The organism is Actinosynnema pretiosum (genome assembly GCF_002354875.1).
GTDB lineage: Bacteria > Actinomycetota > Actinomycetes > Mycobacteriales > Pseudonocardiaceae > Actinosynnema > Actinosynnema auranticum.
On sequence record NZ_CP023445.1, the window covers coordinates 4863874 to 4878639 of the forward strand.

13 protein-coding genes are annotated in these 14766 nt (G+C 73.5%); 4 read left to right on the forward strand and 9 right to left on the reverse strand.

Annotation, left to right across the window (positions count from 1 at the left end):
* Nucleotides 1-29: 29 nt before the first annotated feature.
* The 4 genes from CNX65_RS20705 to CNX65_RS20720 form a co-directional block, all read right to left on the reverse strand.
* The gene (locus CNX65_RS20705; protein WP_177154294.1) at nucleotides 30-887 is read right to left on the reverse strand and encodes a WXG100 family type VII secretion target; all 858 of its coding nucleotides are present in this window, start codon (nucleotides 885-887) and stop codon (nucleotides 30-32) included.
* Nucleotides 888-1351: 464 nt separating this feature from the next.
* Entirely contained in the window at nucleotides 1352-3604 is a 2253-nt protein-coding gene (locus CNX65_RS20710; protein WP_157767756.1) for a coiled-coil domain-containing protein, read from the reverse strand.
* Nucleotides 3567-4370: a protein phosphatase 2C domain-containing protein gene (locus CNX65_RS20715; protein ID WP_096495241.1), complete on the reverse strand. Its 804-nt coding sequence runs from the start codon at nucleotides 4368-4370 to the stop codon at nucleotides 3567-3569. Before CNX65_RS20715 ends, CNX65_RS20710 begins: the two co-directional genes overlap by 38 nt.
* A gap of 8 nt (nucleotides 4371-4378) precedes the next feature.
* Nucleotides 4379-5218: a vWA domain-containing protein gene (locus CNX65_RS20720; protein ID WP_096495242.1), complete on the reverse strand. Its 840-nt coding sequence runs from the start codon at nucleotides 5216-5218 to the stop codon at nucleotides 4379-4381.
* Nucleotides 5219-5413: 195 nt separating this feature from the next.
* On the opposite strand from CNX65_RS20720, the gene CNX65_RS20725 reads away from it, so the two are divergent.
* The gene (locus CNX65_RS20725; RefSeq protein WP_096497898.1) at nucleotides 5414-6379 is read left to right on the forward strand and encodes a pirin family protein; all 966 of its coding nucleotides are present in this window, start codon (nucleotides 5414-5416) and stop codon (nucleotides 6377-6379) included.
* 100 nt (nucleotides 6380-6479) lie between these two features.
* Here the strand turns inward: CNX65_RS20725 and CNX65_RS20730 are convergent, their stop codons facing one another.
* Nucleotides 6480-7889 carry a serine hydrolase gene (locus tag CNX65_RS20730; RefSeq protein ID WP_096495243.1) on the reverse strand — a complete coding sequence of 470 codons (1410 nt, stop codon included), beginning with the start codon at nucleotides 7887-7889 and terminating at the stop codon, nucleotides 6480-6482.
* Nucleotides 7890-8289: 400 nt separating this feature from the next.
* On the opposite strand from CNX65_RS20730, the gene CNX65_RS20735 reads away from it, so the two are divergent.
* From CNX65_RS20735 to CNX65_RS20745, 3 genes are all read left to right on the forward strand, one after another.
* Nucleotides 8290-9222, forward strand: a complete 933-nt coding sequence (locus CNX65_RS20735) for a hypothetical protein (RefSeq protein ID WP_096495244.1) — start codon at nucleotides 8290-8292, stop codon at nucleotides 9220-9222.
* Nucleotides 9219-9524: a winged helix-turn-helix domain-containing protein gene (locus CNX65_RS20740; protein WP_096495245.1), complete on the forward strand. Its 306-nt coding sequence runs from the start codon at nucleotides 9219-9221 to the stop codon at nucleotides 9522-9524. Before CNX65_RS20735 ends, CNX65_RS20740 begins: the two co-directional genes overlap by 4 nt.
* 111 nt (nucleotides 9525-9635) lie before the next feature.
* A complete protein-coding gene (locus tag CNX65_RS20745) occupies nucleotides 9636-10472 on the forward strand; it encodes an alpha/beta fold hydrolase (RefSeq protein ID WP_096495246.1) in 837 nt (278 codons plus the stop codon).
* 71 nt (nucleotides 10473-10543) lie between these two features.
* Here CNX65_RS20745 and CNX65_RS20750 read toward each other — a convergent pair whose 3' ends face one another.
* The 4 genes from CNX65_RS20750 to CNX65_RS20765 form a co-directional block, all read right to left on the reverse strand.
* Nucleotides 10544-11503 (reverse strand): RICIN domain-containing protein, encoded by a 960-nt coding sequence (locus CNX65_RS20750; RefSeq protein ID WP_096495247.1) that lies wholly within the window; start codon nucleotides 11501-11503, stop codon nucleotides 10544-10546.
* A gap of 231 nt (nucleotides 11504-11734) precedes the next feature.
* Nucleotides 11735-12703 carry a ricin-type beta-trefoil lectin domain protein gene (locus CNX65_RS20755; RefSeq protein WP_157767757.1) on the reverse strand — a complete coding sequence of 323 codons (969 nt, stop codon included), beginning with the start codon at nucleotides 12701-12703 and terminating at the stop codon, nucleotides 11735-11737.
* A gap of 584 nt (nucleotides 12704-13287) precedes the next feature.
* Nucleotides 13288-14250 carry a ricin-type beta-trefoil lectin domain protein gene (locus tag CNX65_RS20760; protein WP_096495249.1) on the reverse strand — a complete coding sequence of 321 codons (963 nt, stop codon included), beginning with the start codon at nucleotides 14248-14250 and terminating at the stop codon, nucleotides 13288-13290.
* A 172-nt stretch (nucleotides 14251-14422) separates the two neighbouring features.
* Nucleotides 14423-14623, reverse strand: coding sequence for a hypothetical protein (locus CNX65_RS20765; RefSeq protein WP_096495250.1), 201 nt, complete (start codon nucleotides 14621-14623; stop codon nucleotides 14423-14425).
* Between the last annotated feature and the right edge of the window lie 143 nt (nucleotides 14624-14766).

Genomic DNA, 14766 nt, shown 5'->3' on the forward strand with positions numbered 1-14766 from the left:
GCGTGGGGAGGCGGGGAGGCGGGTCGGGCTCAGACGGCCCGGTCGATCGCGCGGTCGACGCCTTCCTGCGCCTTCCAGGACTCGTAGCCGATCTCGGAGACGTCGGCGACGTTCTCGAACCGCTTCCAGCCCTTGCCGATGCCCTCGGTGATCTCGTCCAGGTCCTTGATGCGGCCCATCTGGCGGCCGAGGCCGCCGACGAGCCTGGCCAGGCGCGAGGCGATGTTCACGCCCAGCGCGACGGCCTTGCCGACCGCGTACCCGATGAAGCCCGCGATGGACGCGCCGAACGTGAAGAACGCGGCGGCGGCTGCGGCGATCGCGCCCGCCAGCAGCGAGCCCAGGAACTGGGCGATCATGTCGCGGACGATGTCGCGCAGCACCTGCACGAGCACCCCGCAGACGGCGACGATCTTCGCCTTCTGCTCGACCGCGTTGGCCAGCGAGTCGAGCTCCTCGCCGAGCTCGGCCATGCTGGCCTTGAACGCCTCCTGGGACTGCCCGCTCCACTCCTGCGGCTGCGCCAGGGTGTTGCGGTGCGTCTCGGCCAGCACCCGCATCTCCACCGCGTTGGCCTTGGTGGCCGCCACGTTGGCGTTGACGTCGTCCGGGTCGCCCACGAGCTGGTCGAGCGGTTCCCGCAGGAACGTGACGTGCTCGATGAGCCAGCCGATGCCCGCGCCCAGGATCGTCCCGAACGGGTCGACGGCCAGCACCGCCGTCGAGGACGCGGCGCCGATGGCCGCGAAGGTCACGTCGAGCACCCTCTCCGCCTCGGTCTCGGCGTCCTCGCCGATGGAATCGATCATCTCGTCCCAGGACGAGATGAACAGGGAGCCTGTGAACGCGTTCTCCTCGGTGATCTCCATCCCGGGAGGTGATTCCACGGCCATGCAGGGACCTTCTTCACTGTGCGCGTCGACGAATGACCGGGCTCGACGGATGTCGGCAGGGTTCCCGGCGATTTGTCGAACATTATCAGCGGATGAACTTGAGTCAACGGGCAAGTTAACCGAAACGCGGGGCACCGGACCGGACTTCTGTCCTGATGCGACGTTGATCACCCCGTTGACGAGGGGTTCCGAGCGCGCTCGGCGCTCGGCGTCCGTCCATCCTGAACGGACGAAGCCCAGGTGTCGACCCCTGACCGCGTTTTCCACTGCGGAGCGGAGCATTCCAACGCCCCTATCACAGGACGGTTGCGGAGCGCGGCGAACACGGTCCACCGGCGCGTCGGGAAGGGAACCGAAGGCACTGGCGCGGCCGATCACGGCCTGGTAACCGGAACCCCTCAGCGCGGTTCCCGGCCGCGCGCGGGGCTTTCCGGACGATTCCCCGGATGCCTCCGGGGTCAGCCCCGGCCGAAGAGCGCGAAGAGGGCGTAGCGCCGGTAGGTGACCCGCCGGAACGCCTCGGCCGCCGCGCGGCTCTCCCGCACGCCCAGTTCGGCGGTCTCCACCCGCACGGCGCTCTCCCTGACCGCCCGGTCGTGCTCGACCCGCTTCCGAGCGGCGTCCGCGCGCTCGCGGGTGAGCCGCTCCAGCAGCGCCGCGTGCTCGGCCCGGTGCCGGTCCTTGAGCAGCACCACGGCCCGCTCGCGCTCGGCGATCGCGGAGGAGTGCTCGGCGTCCAGCTTGGCGCTCTCGGCGGCGAAGCGGGCCTTCAGCGCGCCGCGCTCGGCCGGGCCCAGCTGCACCGGTTCACCCGCCTTGGCCTGCTTGAGCAGGGTGAGGCGCCACCGCTCGACCCGGCCCGCCTTGACCTCGCCGATGCCGGGCACGCGCACCGCGCCGCCACCGGCCAGCCGGAACAGCACGACCGACTCCTGGCCGGGGTTGCGCACCACGCCGGTGAAGTCGGCGGCGGTGCGGATGCCCGAGTCGGCGAGCTTGGCGGTGAGCGCCTCGCCGATGCCCTCGATGCCCGCGCCCTTGAGCGGGAACCGGGCCAGGTGGTGCAGCACGTGCGCCTTCTTGGCCTGCGCCAGGAGCTTCTCCTCCGCGTCGCGGGTCTTGCGGGCGAGCGCCTGCTTGGCGCGCTCGGTCTCCACGACGAGCCGGGCGGTGTCCGCCTGCCGCTCCGCGACCTCCCGCTTGTGCCGGTCGGCCAGCTCGCGCTGCTCGTGGTCGCGCGCGGTCTCGGCCTGCCGCAGCGCCGCCTCCAACCGCTCGCCGGCGCGCCGCAGCCCGGCGCCCTTCACGGCGAGCGCGCGGTGCGCCGAGCGGGCGCGGCGGCGGGCCCGGCGGGCGGCCTTCGCGGCGGCCCGCTCGGGGCGGCGGCGGTACGAGACGGCGGCGGCCACCGGGAGCAGCGGGATCAGCAGCACGGGCGCGGTCAGCTCGGGGCCGGTCAGGCCGAGGAGCACGGCGGCGAGCACGGGCAGCGCGGGCGCGCCGAGCAGCAGCAGCCAGGACAGGACCATCAGCAGCACGGGTTTGCGCCCGAACCGGACCGGCTCGTTGGCGCGGACGTCGAGCGCGGCGGGCTCGGGGACGTCGTCCACGAGGCCGGCGACCGGGTCGATCGGGTTCAGGCGCTCGGCCAGCCACGCCGGGGTGGTGCCCGCGGCGAACGACCCGGTGGCGAACGACCCGGTGGCGAACGGCCGGACGGCGAAGGGCCCGGTGGTGGGCAGACCGGTGGTGGGCAGACCGGCGACGAGCGGCCCGGCGGCGAGCGGTTCCAGCGGTGGCGGCGCGGCGCGGTGGTGCAGCAGGACGTCGCGGAACCGCCCGGCCAGCGCCCGCAGCCCGTGGTTCGGGTGCGCGGTCAGGGTCGCTAATCGGTAGGAGCGGTCCGGGTCGGTGAAGTCGGACTCGGCGAGCAGCAGGTGCTCGGCGTCCTCGTCGCGCAGCAGCCGCCACAGCGCCGGGTCGATCGACAGCGCCACCAGCGACAGGTGCACCACCCAGGCGGAGAACCGGTCGACGTCGGGCCCGTAGTGGTCGCGCGTGCGGTCCGGCGACTGGTAGTTGCGGTGCCCGAACTCGTCGGCGGGCCGCCCGGCCAGCGCGGGCACGTACATGCCGTCGTAGTCGACCAGGCGCAGCGCGCCCGAGTCGGTGACCAGGAGGTTGCCGTGCTGGAGGTCGCCGTGGCCGACCGAGGCGTCCCCGAGCGCGGCGACCAGGTCCGCGAAGCGGGCGGCCAGCGCCGCCAGCGCCGCCCGGTCGTCGCCGGTGTCCTCGATCCAGCGGATCAGGTTGCGGGCGCGCACCCACTCCATGCGCAGCACCGGGTACCAGGAGCCCGCGACCAGCACGCCCCGGTCCACGTGCTCGAACCCCACGGCCCAGTCCGCGCGCAGGTGGGCCAGGTGCGCGCCGACGGCCCGGTACCGGTCGGCCTGCTCGGGGACCTCCCTGGTGAAGCACTTGACGGCGTGCTCGACGCCGTCGGGCGTGGTCACCGAGAAGACGCTGGCGAAGTTGCCGGAGATCGCGCGCGGGCGCCCCAGCGCGTCGGTGCGCACCAGGCCGCCTTCGAGCGGGGTGCCCCGGAAGCACAGCGCGGTGTTCTGCAGCGCCTCCGCGTAGGCCGCGCCGGACGGGAACACCCGCCTGCCCTCACCCGAGGTCGACGTGGACGAGCGTGACGTCGTCATTGCGCACCTCCCCGGCCGAACGCGCCGCGTCCAGCCAGGCCGCGAACCGCTCGGGGTGGCCCGCGCGGGTGTGGTCGGCCAGCAGGTCCCACGGCGCGCCGCCGCGCTCGGCCTCGCGCAGGAACCAGGCGGCGAGCGCGTCGGTGCACAGGAAGAACTGGTCGCCCTGCTCGGCCGCGCCCGAGGCGGTGCGGGTGTGCCTGGCCAGCAGGGCGGTGTCGGTGGTGAGGGCGTTGACCAGTCCGGGCGAGCTGTCGAACGCGCCCGCGTCGGCGAGCGGGAACGCGTGCAGCAGCTCCGCGCCCCTGGTGTGGAACAGGCAGCTGTCGCCGAGCGCGGCGGCGGCCCACGCGGTGCGGCCGTCCGGCCCGGTGGCGAAGCGGGCGGCGAGCGCGGTGGCGTGCGGGCCCCGGTCCAGGCCCGGCTGCTCGTACCAGGCGATGGGGCGACCGGCGGCCTCCCGGCGGGCCACGTAGTCGGCGAGCCAGGGCCGCCAGGCCAGGCCCGCGCCCGCGAGGGCGTCCGCGAACGCCTCGGGCGCGTCGAGCGCGCTCGGGTCGGCTGCGACGCGGGCCAGGACCTCGGTGGTGAGCAGCGCGGCCCACGGCCCGGACAGCAGGCTCTCGGACGCGCCGTCGGCGACGGCGACCAGCACCGGCTCGGTGCGCCAGGTGTCGGGGGCCTCGGCCGGGAGCACCAGGTGCGCGTCCTCGCACTCGGCTTCGGCGCTGCCCAGCTTGGGCGCGCGCAGGGCGGTGGTGAACATGCCGGGGGTCAGCGCAGGTCCGTGGCGCGGGTGCCGATGTCGAGGAACTGCACGACGGTGGTGATGTCGGCGTTGTAGGCGAAGCCCCTGGACAGCTCGGTGCACGCGATGCCCTGCTGGAGCGCGTAGAAGCGCATGTGCTGCGGCAGCGGGCTGGACATCTCGAACAGCGCGCGGGCGTAGGTGTCGGGCAGCGCGGCGGGGCTGTCCGGGAAGGTCACCGGGATCGCGGCCGAGCCGGACACGTGCAGGTTGAACAGCAGCGCCGCGCCGTCCGCGCTGACGTGCCGCTGGAGCGCCAGGGCGGCCTCCAGCGGGTCGCCGTCGGTGGACTCGCCGTCGGTCAGGTTGAGCACGATCGGCGGGAAACCCGCCGGGTGCCGGGCGACCCAGTCGGCGACGATCGCGTCGGCCTGCGCCAGCGCCCGGCACATCGGGGTGCCGCCGTTGGCGACCGGGTCGACCCAGACCGGGAACTTGACCTTGCTCTCGACCAGTCCGCCCGCGCCGTCCGGGAACTTCTTCACCCGGTCCTCGACGCGGGCCGGGCGGTCGGCGACCTGGCTGAGCGGGACCAGGTCGCGGCCGGACAGCGGGCCGGTGAAGGCGGAGCCGACCGAGGTGTGGCCGTAGCCGATCACCGCGATGTGGAAGTAGTCGCGCACGCCCTCCTCCTTGGCGCACTTGACGCTCAGCTCGGTCAGCAGCCGGTTGAGGGCGTCGGCGACCACGTCGGCCTTGCGCTGCCTGGCCGGGCCGCCGATCGGGTCCTCCATCGAGGCGGACTGGTCCACCAGGAAGACGAAGCAGGCCGGGGTGGCGCGGCTGATCTCGGCCGTGTAAGGCACAGCGGTGGTCACCTTCTCTGGGGGGCGGTGCACAAGGTCATCGCGGGCGGGGGTCGGGGTGTTAGCGGGACCGGAACGGGGCGGTTCGGCCCGTCCCGGCCGGTGGTGGGGCGTCTGCGCTGGGTGCGGGCGGTGCGGGCGGGCGCGGCGCGCCGGTCGGGCGGCGGGACGTGGGTGCGGACCTACGATGTGGTGGTGAGCAACGCCGAATCCGATCCCGCCGAACTGGTCTGCGCCGCCTCCTCCCCCGCGGCCGAGGTGGAGGTGCTCGACCCGCGCGACGTGCCGCTGGGCGGGCCGAGGGCGATGGCGGTGCGGCGCACCCTGCCGCAGCGCGGGCGGTCCCTGATCGGGGCCTGGTGCTTCGTGGACCACTACGGGCCGGACGACGTGTCCGCCACCGGCGGCATGGACGTCGCGCCGCACCCGCACACCGGGTTGCAGACGGCGAGCTGGCTGTTCTCCGGGGAGATCGAGCACCGGGACAGCCACGGCGCGCACGCGCTGGTGCGACCGGGCGAGCTGAACCTGATGACGGCCGGGCGCGGGATCTGCCACTCGGAGGTCTCCACCCCAGGGACGTCGGTGCTGCACGGGGTGCAGCTGTGGATCGCGCTGCCGGACGCGCACCGGGACGCGCCGAGGGGCTTCGAGCACCACGTGCCCGAGCCGGTGGTGATCGGCGGGGCGGTGGCGCGGGTGTTCCTCGGGTCGTTGGGCGGGGTGACGTCGCCGGTGCGCGGGTTCACGCCGCTGCTGGGGGCGGAGCTGGTGGTGCCCGCCGGGGTGGTGCTGGAGCTGGCGGTGGACCCGGCGTTCGAGCACGGGGTGCTGGTGGACCGGGGCGAGGTGGAGCTGGCCGGGGCGGTGGTGCCGCGCGGGTCGCTGGGGTGCCTGGGCGCGGGGTCGGCGGTGCTGCGGTTGGCGAGCACCGGGTCCGAGGAGGCGCGGGTGCTGCTGCTGGGCGGCGAGCCGTTCGGCGAGGAGATCGTGATGTGGTGGAACTTCATCGGGCGCGACCACGACGAGGTGGTGCGGTTCCGGGAGGAGTGGGAGCGCGGGGACGAGCGGTTCGGCGCGGTGGTGGGCTACGACGGCGACCGGCTGCCCGCGCCGCCGATGCCAGGGGGGCGGTTGCGGCCGCGAGGGAACCGGCGCTGAGGTCGTGCTGCCGGGCGACTTCCCCTAGCGGGCAACGGTTCGTGAGCGGCCCGCCGCCTGCTGCTCCGGGTGGCGGCGGGCCGGTGTCACGTTCGGGGCGTCAGCGGGCGGCCATGATCGCGTCGACGGCCTTGCCGAGCTTCGCGTACTTCTGGGTGTAGAGCACCGGGAACACGCCGGGCGGGTCGGCGGGCCGGTCGGCGTCGACGTAGTCGGTGCCCAGGTTGGCGAAGATCACCACGATGTAGTCGCGCTTCTCCTTGCCCGGCAGGGACTTCACGATGCCCGCGTCGCTGCCGGTGGTGTCCACCCAGCCGGTCTTGTGGCTGAAGCCCACCTCGGCGACGGCGTCGCACGGGCGCACGTCGCGGTCGTACACCGCGCCGCCCACGGTGACCGTGCCGTCGGCCTTGACCCAGCGCTGCGGGGTGAGCTGCGGGATGCCCTGCACCGGGTAGGTCCGGCCGCACCAGTTGGTGGTGGACAGCATCTCGTTGTGGCCCTGCTCGGCCAGCGCCTTCAGGAACAGCGCGCGCGAGGTCTCGCCCAGCTCGGCGCGGGTGACCGCCCTGCCCGCGGGCGTGGTCCACAGGGCGCCCTGGCCGCCGTTGATCAGCAGCAGCAGCTTCGCGGTGTCCAGGCTGCTCATGTTCGAGCCGATCCAGCGACCGCCGTTGGCCGGGTTGGTGCCGGTGACCATGAGCGTGGGCAGGCCCAGCTCGACGAACTCGGCGTTGACCTCGTCCCAGGCTCCGAGGTCGTGCAGCAGCTTGATGAGCGCGCAGGTGGGCTCGTTCTGCGACTTGGTGATCATCTGGTCGAAGTTCGAGCGGATGACCGCGCTGAACGCGCCGCCGCAGCTCGGGTTGAGGACCGTGGGCTGGTAGCTGTAGACCGCGTCCAGGTCGATCCGGCCCTCGTCGGCCAGGCGCAGCACGCCGAAGCCGACCATGAGCTTGAGGACGGAGGCCGGGTAGGGCGAGGAGAAGTCGATGGGAGCGCTCTCCCGGCCCGGCAGCACGTCGACCGTGCCCTGACCGCCGTTGACGTCCCACTCGGTGTCGTCCCACCAGCGGTAGCGGACCTGGTCGGTGGACAGCGAGCTCTTCTCCACCGGCACGGTGACGCCGTTCGGGTACCGCGGGCTCATCAGCACGTCGCCGACGGCGGTGGGCCTGCCCGCGTCGTCCAGCTCGATGACGGCCAGGTCCACGTTGGGCTGCTGGTGGATCGGGCGCGCGGCGGTGGCTGCCAGGCGCGCGGCGGGTGGGGCGCTGTCGTACTTCTCGGGCGCGCCGGAGCGGGCGGCCCGCAGGGCGGTGGGGGCCGGGTCGGGCGGGGTGAGGTCGATGACGTCCCTGAAGTCCTGCGCGACCACGGCGGCGCGCAGCGCCTCGGCCAGGCCCGGCGTCTGCGCCGAGGCGGTGGCGGGCGGGACGAGCGCGCCGACCAGCGCGGCGGAGGCGGTGACCGCGAGCGCGGCCCCCCACTTCCGGTTCTTGGTGACCATGCGGTTCTTTCTCCCCAGTTCGGCGTTTCGGGACGGCGGCGGGTGTCGTGGCGCCGCTGCCCGGAAGCAGCGGATCGCAGCCTAGGGACGGGCCGGGCGGGGAACCGAGGAGAACAAGATCACAAGCGGGGAACCGCACCGCCCGGCGCGCCGGTGGCTTGCTCGGCAAACGAGTGTCCGGGCTGGTCGTGGGGCGGGACGCGAGCCTGCGGCTTCCCGACGCGTCCGCGCGGGGGCGCGCAACGGCGGGTGGCGCGCGGCCCTCGCGGGCGGGCGCGGTACGGGCGGGCGGGACATTGGGTTGCCTGGCGGGCGGGGGTTGCGCTCAGCGGCGGTTGTCCGACATATTTGGTTTGCGATACAAACCTACCTGTCTTGCAAATCCAACTCTGGGGGAGCCATGGCGGACGGGGACGCGGCGGTCCTGCTCGGCGAGCTGGACGCGCTGCGCAAGCGCACCCGGCGCGACCGGCGCGGGCACTGGCTGCCACTGCTGGCGATCGGCGCGCTGACGCTGGGGGCGATCCCGTTCTACCGACCGGCGCCCGACCCGTGCCGGGTGCTGGTCACCGCGCTGGGGGTGTGCGACTCCGGCGAGGTGCCGAGCACGACGTTCACCGTGCCGGGCCTCGGCCGGTTCGACCCGCTCGGGGCGTTCACGGCGGGCAACATCTACGACCCGGTCAGCCCGCTCGCGCTGGGCGCGTACTGGCTGCTGGCGCTGCTCGCGGGACTGCTGCTCACCACCTGGTGGTACCGCAGGCGCGCGGAGGTCTCCGGGCTGGAGACCTCCACGAAGGCGTACGCGCGGGTCACCCTGGCCGGGCTGCTGGTGGTGCTGGGCATGTCGCTGGTGCGGGCCGTCGCCGCCGAGCCGGTCAGCCACCTGCGGCTCGGGGCCAAGGCCGCCGTGCTGGAGTCGGCGGTGTTCCTGGCCGTGCCGGTGGTGCTGGCGGTGCTCTCCGAGCGGGAGTTCGGGCGCACGCGCGGGTACCGGGTGGCACTGGTCGCCGGGTTCGCGCTGACCTCGGTGCTGGGCGCGGCGGTGGTGTCCAAGACCGGCGGGCTGCTGCTGTTCGCCGCCGGGCTGCTCGTGCTGGCCTGGCGCGAGCGCAGCGCGTGGTGCGGGGCGGTCGCGCTCGGGTACTCGTGGTTCACCCTGCTGGCCAACGGCAGCTGGATGGGCTCGGTGTTCTGGCGGCTGGGGTGGCGACCCGACCCGGCGACCGGAATGGAGGAGGTGCTGTTCGCGGCCAAGGACGTGCTGCTCCCCGGCGCCACCGCGATCGTCGGTGGGCTCGTCGCTCTCGTGCTGAGTAGGGTGCGCCGGTGAGCGAACACCCCACCGCAGGCCTGGACGACGTGGTGCACCAGCGCCACCGGCTCGGCATCCTGACCGTGACCGCCGAGGCCGACCGGGTGGAGTTCGGGTACCTCAAGAGCACGCTGGAGCTGACGGCGGGCAACCTGTCCCGGCACATCGCCGTGCTGGAGGAGGCCGGGCTGGTCGCGGTGGAGAAGGGCTACGAGGGCAGGCGACCGCGCACGTGGGTCGGCATCACCGCCGAGGGGCGCGGGGCGCTGGCGCGGGAGATGGCGGCGCTGCGGGCCCTGCTGGAGCGCCACGAGCGGTGACGTCCCGGCCCCCGTCCGGGCGATGCCTCGCCCGGACGGGGGCGGCGTTTCCGCTGACTCGCCTCGGGTACGCCGGGTGGAACACCCGCCACCCGGAGGAGTTCAGGGCACATGGCCGAGATCACCGCGCACCACGGGCTGTTCAAGGACACCAACCTGCACGTGGACGACACCGGCGGTCCCGGCCGCCCGGTCGTGCTGATCCACGGGTGGCCGCTGTCCGGCGAGTCGTGGAAGCTCCAGGTGCCCGCGCTGGCCGCGGCCGGTCACCGGGTGATCACCTACGACCGGCGGGGCTTCGGGCGCAGCGACAAGCCGCGCGGGGGCTACGAGTACGACACGCTCGCCGAGGACCTGCACCACCTGCTGACCCAGCTGGAGCTGACCGACGTGGTGCTGGTCGGGTTCTCCATGGGCGGCGGCGAGGTCGCCCGGTACGTGGCCAGGTACGGACAGGAGCGGCTGCGGGGCGTCGTGTTCGCCTCGGCCGTGCCGCCGTACCTGGCGCGCACCGACGACAACCCGGAGGGTCCGCTGCCCGCCGAGAAGGCCGAGGAGCTGGCCGCCGGGCTCAGGGACGACGAGAGCACGTTCTACGACACGTTCGTCACCGACTTCTTCTCCGTCGACGGCGAGCTGAAGGTCACCCAGGAGCAGTGGCGGGAGGCGCGGGCGCTGTGCGACGAGGCCGACCACCGGGCGGCGCTGGGCTGCATGGCGGCGTGGGCGGGCACCGACTTCCGGGGCGACCTGCCCGCGATCACCGTGCCGACGCTGGTGATCCACGGCGACAGCGACGCGACGGTGCCGTACGAGGGGTCCGGTGAGCGGGTGCACGCGGCGATCCCCGGCAGCGAGGCGCACGTGGTGGCGGGCGGGCCGCACGGGGTGAACGTGAGCCACGCCGAGGAGTGGAACCGGGTGGTGCTGGAGTTCCTGGCCCGCTGACGTTCCGGGGCCGCTGACGTTCCGGGTCCGGCCGCGGGGCGCTCCACGACCGGGAGCGCCCCGCGGGCGGGTCAGCCGAGGGTCCAGCGCTGGTTGCGCCCGCCGTTGCAGCCGTACGCGCCGACGCCGGTGGTCGGCGTGCCGCGCGGGGCCTCCTGGTCGAGGCAGTCGCCGCTGCTCAGGTTGACGAACTGGACCTCCTCGCTGCCGGTCTCCTCGTCGTGCCGCACGACCCAGCGCTGGTTCTGGCCGTCGTTGCACTGGTACGCGCCGACGCCGTTGGTCGGCACGCCGCTGGGCGACTCCTGGTCGAGGCAGTCCACGGGCGGCGCGGTGTTCCAGACCTCGGCGACGTCGGGGCGGTACCAGACCAGGAACCAGTGCTGGTTCAGGCCGCCGTTGCAGCCGTAGGCCCCGACGCCGCTGGTCGCCACGCCGCTGGGCGACTCCTGGTCGAGGCACCAGCCGCTGGAGGAGTTGCGCACCGGGGTCCCGGTGGGCTCGCCGGGCGTGATGCCCGCGTCGACCCAGCGGGTGCGGGGACCGACGTCGGTGAAGGTGAGCGGGGTGCTGTCGGCGGAGTAGCCGACCACGTCCGAGTCGCGCGAGCGGTCGCCGCCCGCGCCGAACGCGGTGGCGCGGTAGCCGTCCGGGATGACGACCTGCACGAGGTACTTGTCGGCGGGCAGGTCCGTGAAGCTGTAGAAGCCCTTGTCGGAGAACGTGGTCCGGAACATCCACCCCTCGGTGTCGTCGAAGGTCCAGAGGAAGACCTCCAGCCGCGCGGCCACCTCGGTGTTGGACCGCACCCCGTCACCGTTGGCGTCCACCCAGACCAGGCCGGAGACGGTGTTCTGGCTGACCGCCGCGCTCCCGGACGCCGCCTTGTAGGGCACACCGCTCCGCTTGGGCGGCACCTTCTGCCGCTCGACACCCGGTGATCGGTCCGCCGGGTCGGCTTGGGCTTGAGCGGTCATCGCCCCGAGCGGGAGGAGTGCCAGCGCGCACACGACCGCGGCCAAGCGCCTCATGGTCTTCACCACCTAGGACGGCGGTCGGACGCCGCCGCCAGCGCGATGGTAGAAGCTCGTGACGGCGGACACAGCGGCCGAGGGGCTGAAGATCGCTGAGACGGTGACGCCGAGACACCGCGGTGCCCACCCGTTCGGGGCAGCGGCGGGAGCGGTCGACACGCCGGGACGCGAACCGGCCGGGCCACGCGCGTCGCGTGACCCGGCCGGGGTGGTGCTACGGGTGGAACGTCAGTCGTTCAGGTACCACTTCTGGTTCGCGCCACCGTTGCACAGGTACGCGCCGAGCACCGTGGTCGGCGTGCCGGTCGGGGCCTCCTGGTCGAGGCAGTAGCCGCTGCGCTGGTTGATCGCCAGGGCGGGCTCGCCGTAGAGCTCGTTGTGGTGCACGACCCACTTCTGGTTGGTGCCGCCGTTGCACGGGTAGGCGCCGACGCGCGGGGTCTGCTGGCCGTTCGGGTACTCCTGGTCGAGGCAGTGCACGGTCGCCCAGTTCTCGAACCGCGCGACGCCGAGACCCTGCTCGAACTCCCAGAACACGTCCCACTGCTGGTTGGAACCGTTGTTGCAGTGGTGGACGCCGACCTTGGTGGTCGGGAAGCCCTGCGGGAACTCCTGGTCGAGGCACCAGTTGCTGGCGCCGTTCTTGATCTTGTAGCCGTAGTAGTACTGGGACGAGATGAAGCCGCCGTCCACACCGCGCTGGGCGGGGCCCGCGTCGGCGAAGTGGATCGGCAGGCTCACGGCGACCGGACCGACCATGTCGGAGTCGCGCTGGCGGTCACCGCCGACGCCGATGCCCGTGGGGATCAACCACGAGTTCACCGGGTCCGTGTCGGCCCACACCTGGTAGACGCCCGACGGGAGGTTGGTGAACGAGTACGCGCCGTTGCCCTGCGAGTACGTCTCGGCGACGGTCAGAGTGCCGTCCACCTCGCCGAAGAGGACGACGCGGACCGACAGACCGGCCTCGCTGTCACCCCGGTAACCGTCGCCGTTCGAGTCGCTCCAGAGCCGACCCGCGATGACGTTGCTGCCCACGGCCTGGGCGGACACGTCGTTCAGGCTCGCCCTGGAGCGGAAAGCGGCCTCCGGGGACGCCTGCCCCGCGAGCGCCTCGTCGATCTTGATCCCCACGCGGTCCTGCTGCTCGACCGGCTCCTCGGCCTGCGCGATCCCCGCCCCCAGCGGGAGTGCCACGAAAGCTGCGCACGCCACGGACAACCAGCGTCTCATACGACTAGCCCCCTAGTGCGGCGGACGAGCGCCACCGCCGAAGCGATGCTAGATCGAGATCGGCGCGCCCCGGTATAGACCTGATGGCCCAATCACCCTCCCTTGTGGAGCAACGCGGAAAATCGCTTGCGCCGCAAGGAAATAACTGCTTCAAGGGGTCCCCCCTGATTCGCCCCCCGAACGTTCGGCCGTCCCTCGGGAAGCCGAACCGACCGGGTCGCACTCCCCCGGTCGGTCCGGCCCCGCGACTCACCCCACGAGGGTCCACGCAGCTCGTTGCCGCTCACGTGATCCAGACGGCGCCGGAGATCCAGTTCTCGTCCTCCTCGGCGGCTTCCGCGACTCCCGCCCCCCGGCGAGAGCACCCCCGACTAGAGCACCATCGCGGCGCACGCGACGGCGAACCACTTCCCCACGTCATCTCCCCCTGGTGCGGTAGACGTTCACCGCCACCACCACGAGGTCAGGCACGAAAGGCGGAAAAGCTTTACAGGGGTGCGCGCCCGCCGCAGGTTGCCCCGGAATGCCGAACCGCTCGGAAAAAGCGCTCACCCGGCCGCGTACCACTTCTGGTTCAGCCCGCCGTGGCACGCGTAGACCCCGACCCCGCTGGTCGGCGGGCCCTGCGGGGACTCCTGGTCGAGGCACTCGCCGGTGCGCGCGTTGATGACGGTCATCGACTCGCCCTGCAGCTCGTTGTGGTAGACCCGCCAGCGCTGGTTGAGCCCGCCGTGGCACGGGTGCACGCCCACCTCGCTGGTCTTCTGGTCACCGGGGAACTCCTGGTCGAGGCAGTCCCAGTTCCAGCCGCCCCACACCTCCGCCACCTCGGTGGTGATCCAGTAGAAGTACCACTCCTGGTTCAGCCCGCCGTGGCACCGGTAGGCGCCGACGCCCGTGGTGGGCGGCAGCCCGTTCGGGGCCTCCTGGTCGAGGCACCAGTGGTTGGCGGCGCTCTTGACCGAGTTCCCGGTCGACCGCCCCGGCACCAGGCCCGCGTCCACACCCCTGGTCTCGGGCCCGCCGCCCCCGAGCACCACGGGCAGGCTCTCGGCGTTCGGGCCGAGCACGTCGGAGTCGCGCTGCCGGTCGCCGCCCGCGCCGAACCGGGTCACCGCCTCGGGACTCGCCGCGGGGATCACGACCTGGACCTGGTAGCTGCCCGGCGGCACGTCGGTGAACGCGTACGCCCCGCCGTAGGAGGTGACCCGGACGGCGCTCCAGCCCACCGCGGGCTGGTGGGTCCAGAGCCGGACCTCCCGCTGCGCGGCCGACTCGTGGTCCTGGCGCACGCCGTCCCCGTCGTCGTTCCACACCCGCCCGGCCACGGTGCTGCCCGCGGCGCTCGCGCCGAGCGAGGCCCGGTTGCCGCTGCCGCCGTCGACGACCACCCCGGTCTTCGCAGGCACGGTCCGCTCCGGGGCGGGCGCGTCGGGTTCGGCGGCCGGGGCGCCCGGCGCCCCGAGCGGTAACAGCGCGATCGCGCACGCGACGGACAACCAGCGCCTCATGTCGTGCCCCCTCGGACGACGGGCGCGCGCCGTCGCCAGCGCGATGCTAGAACGGCGGAAAACCGAAGGGCAACGACCTGATCGGTGGAACCGGGGTGGGCGGACCGGCGGGGATGGGGAGCGCCGCGGGGGCCGTTCGCGGGGAACGACCCCCGCACGGGGGGAAGCGCGCTCAGCCGATCAGCCGGCGCTGGTTGTCGCGGCCGTTGCACCGGTGGGCCCCCACCGCGGTGGTCGGCTGCCCGTTCGGCATCTCCCGGTCGAGGCGGTCGCCGCTGGCCGCACCGCGCAGGGGGTGGCCGCTCCGGTCCGTGCGGGTGGCGGCCAGCCCGATGTCCACCGACCTCTGGCGGACGACGCCCTCCGGGAACACGACGGGCAGGCCGGCGGCAGGCGCGCGCGTCCGAGTGCCCGGTCCGGTCCGATCCCGCGCCGAACCGGGTTGCCTCGGGCGGCGGGGCGGGGTCCGCTCGCGCGCACCGCTGCGGCCCCCCGCCCGGTCGGGCGGGGGGCCGC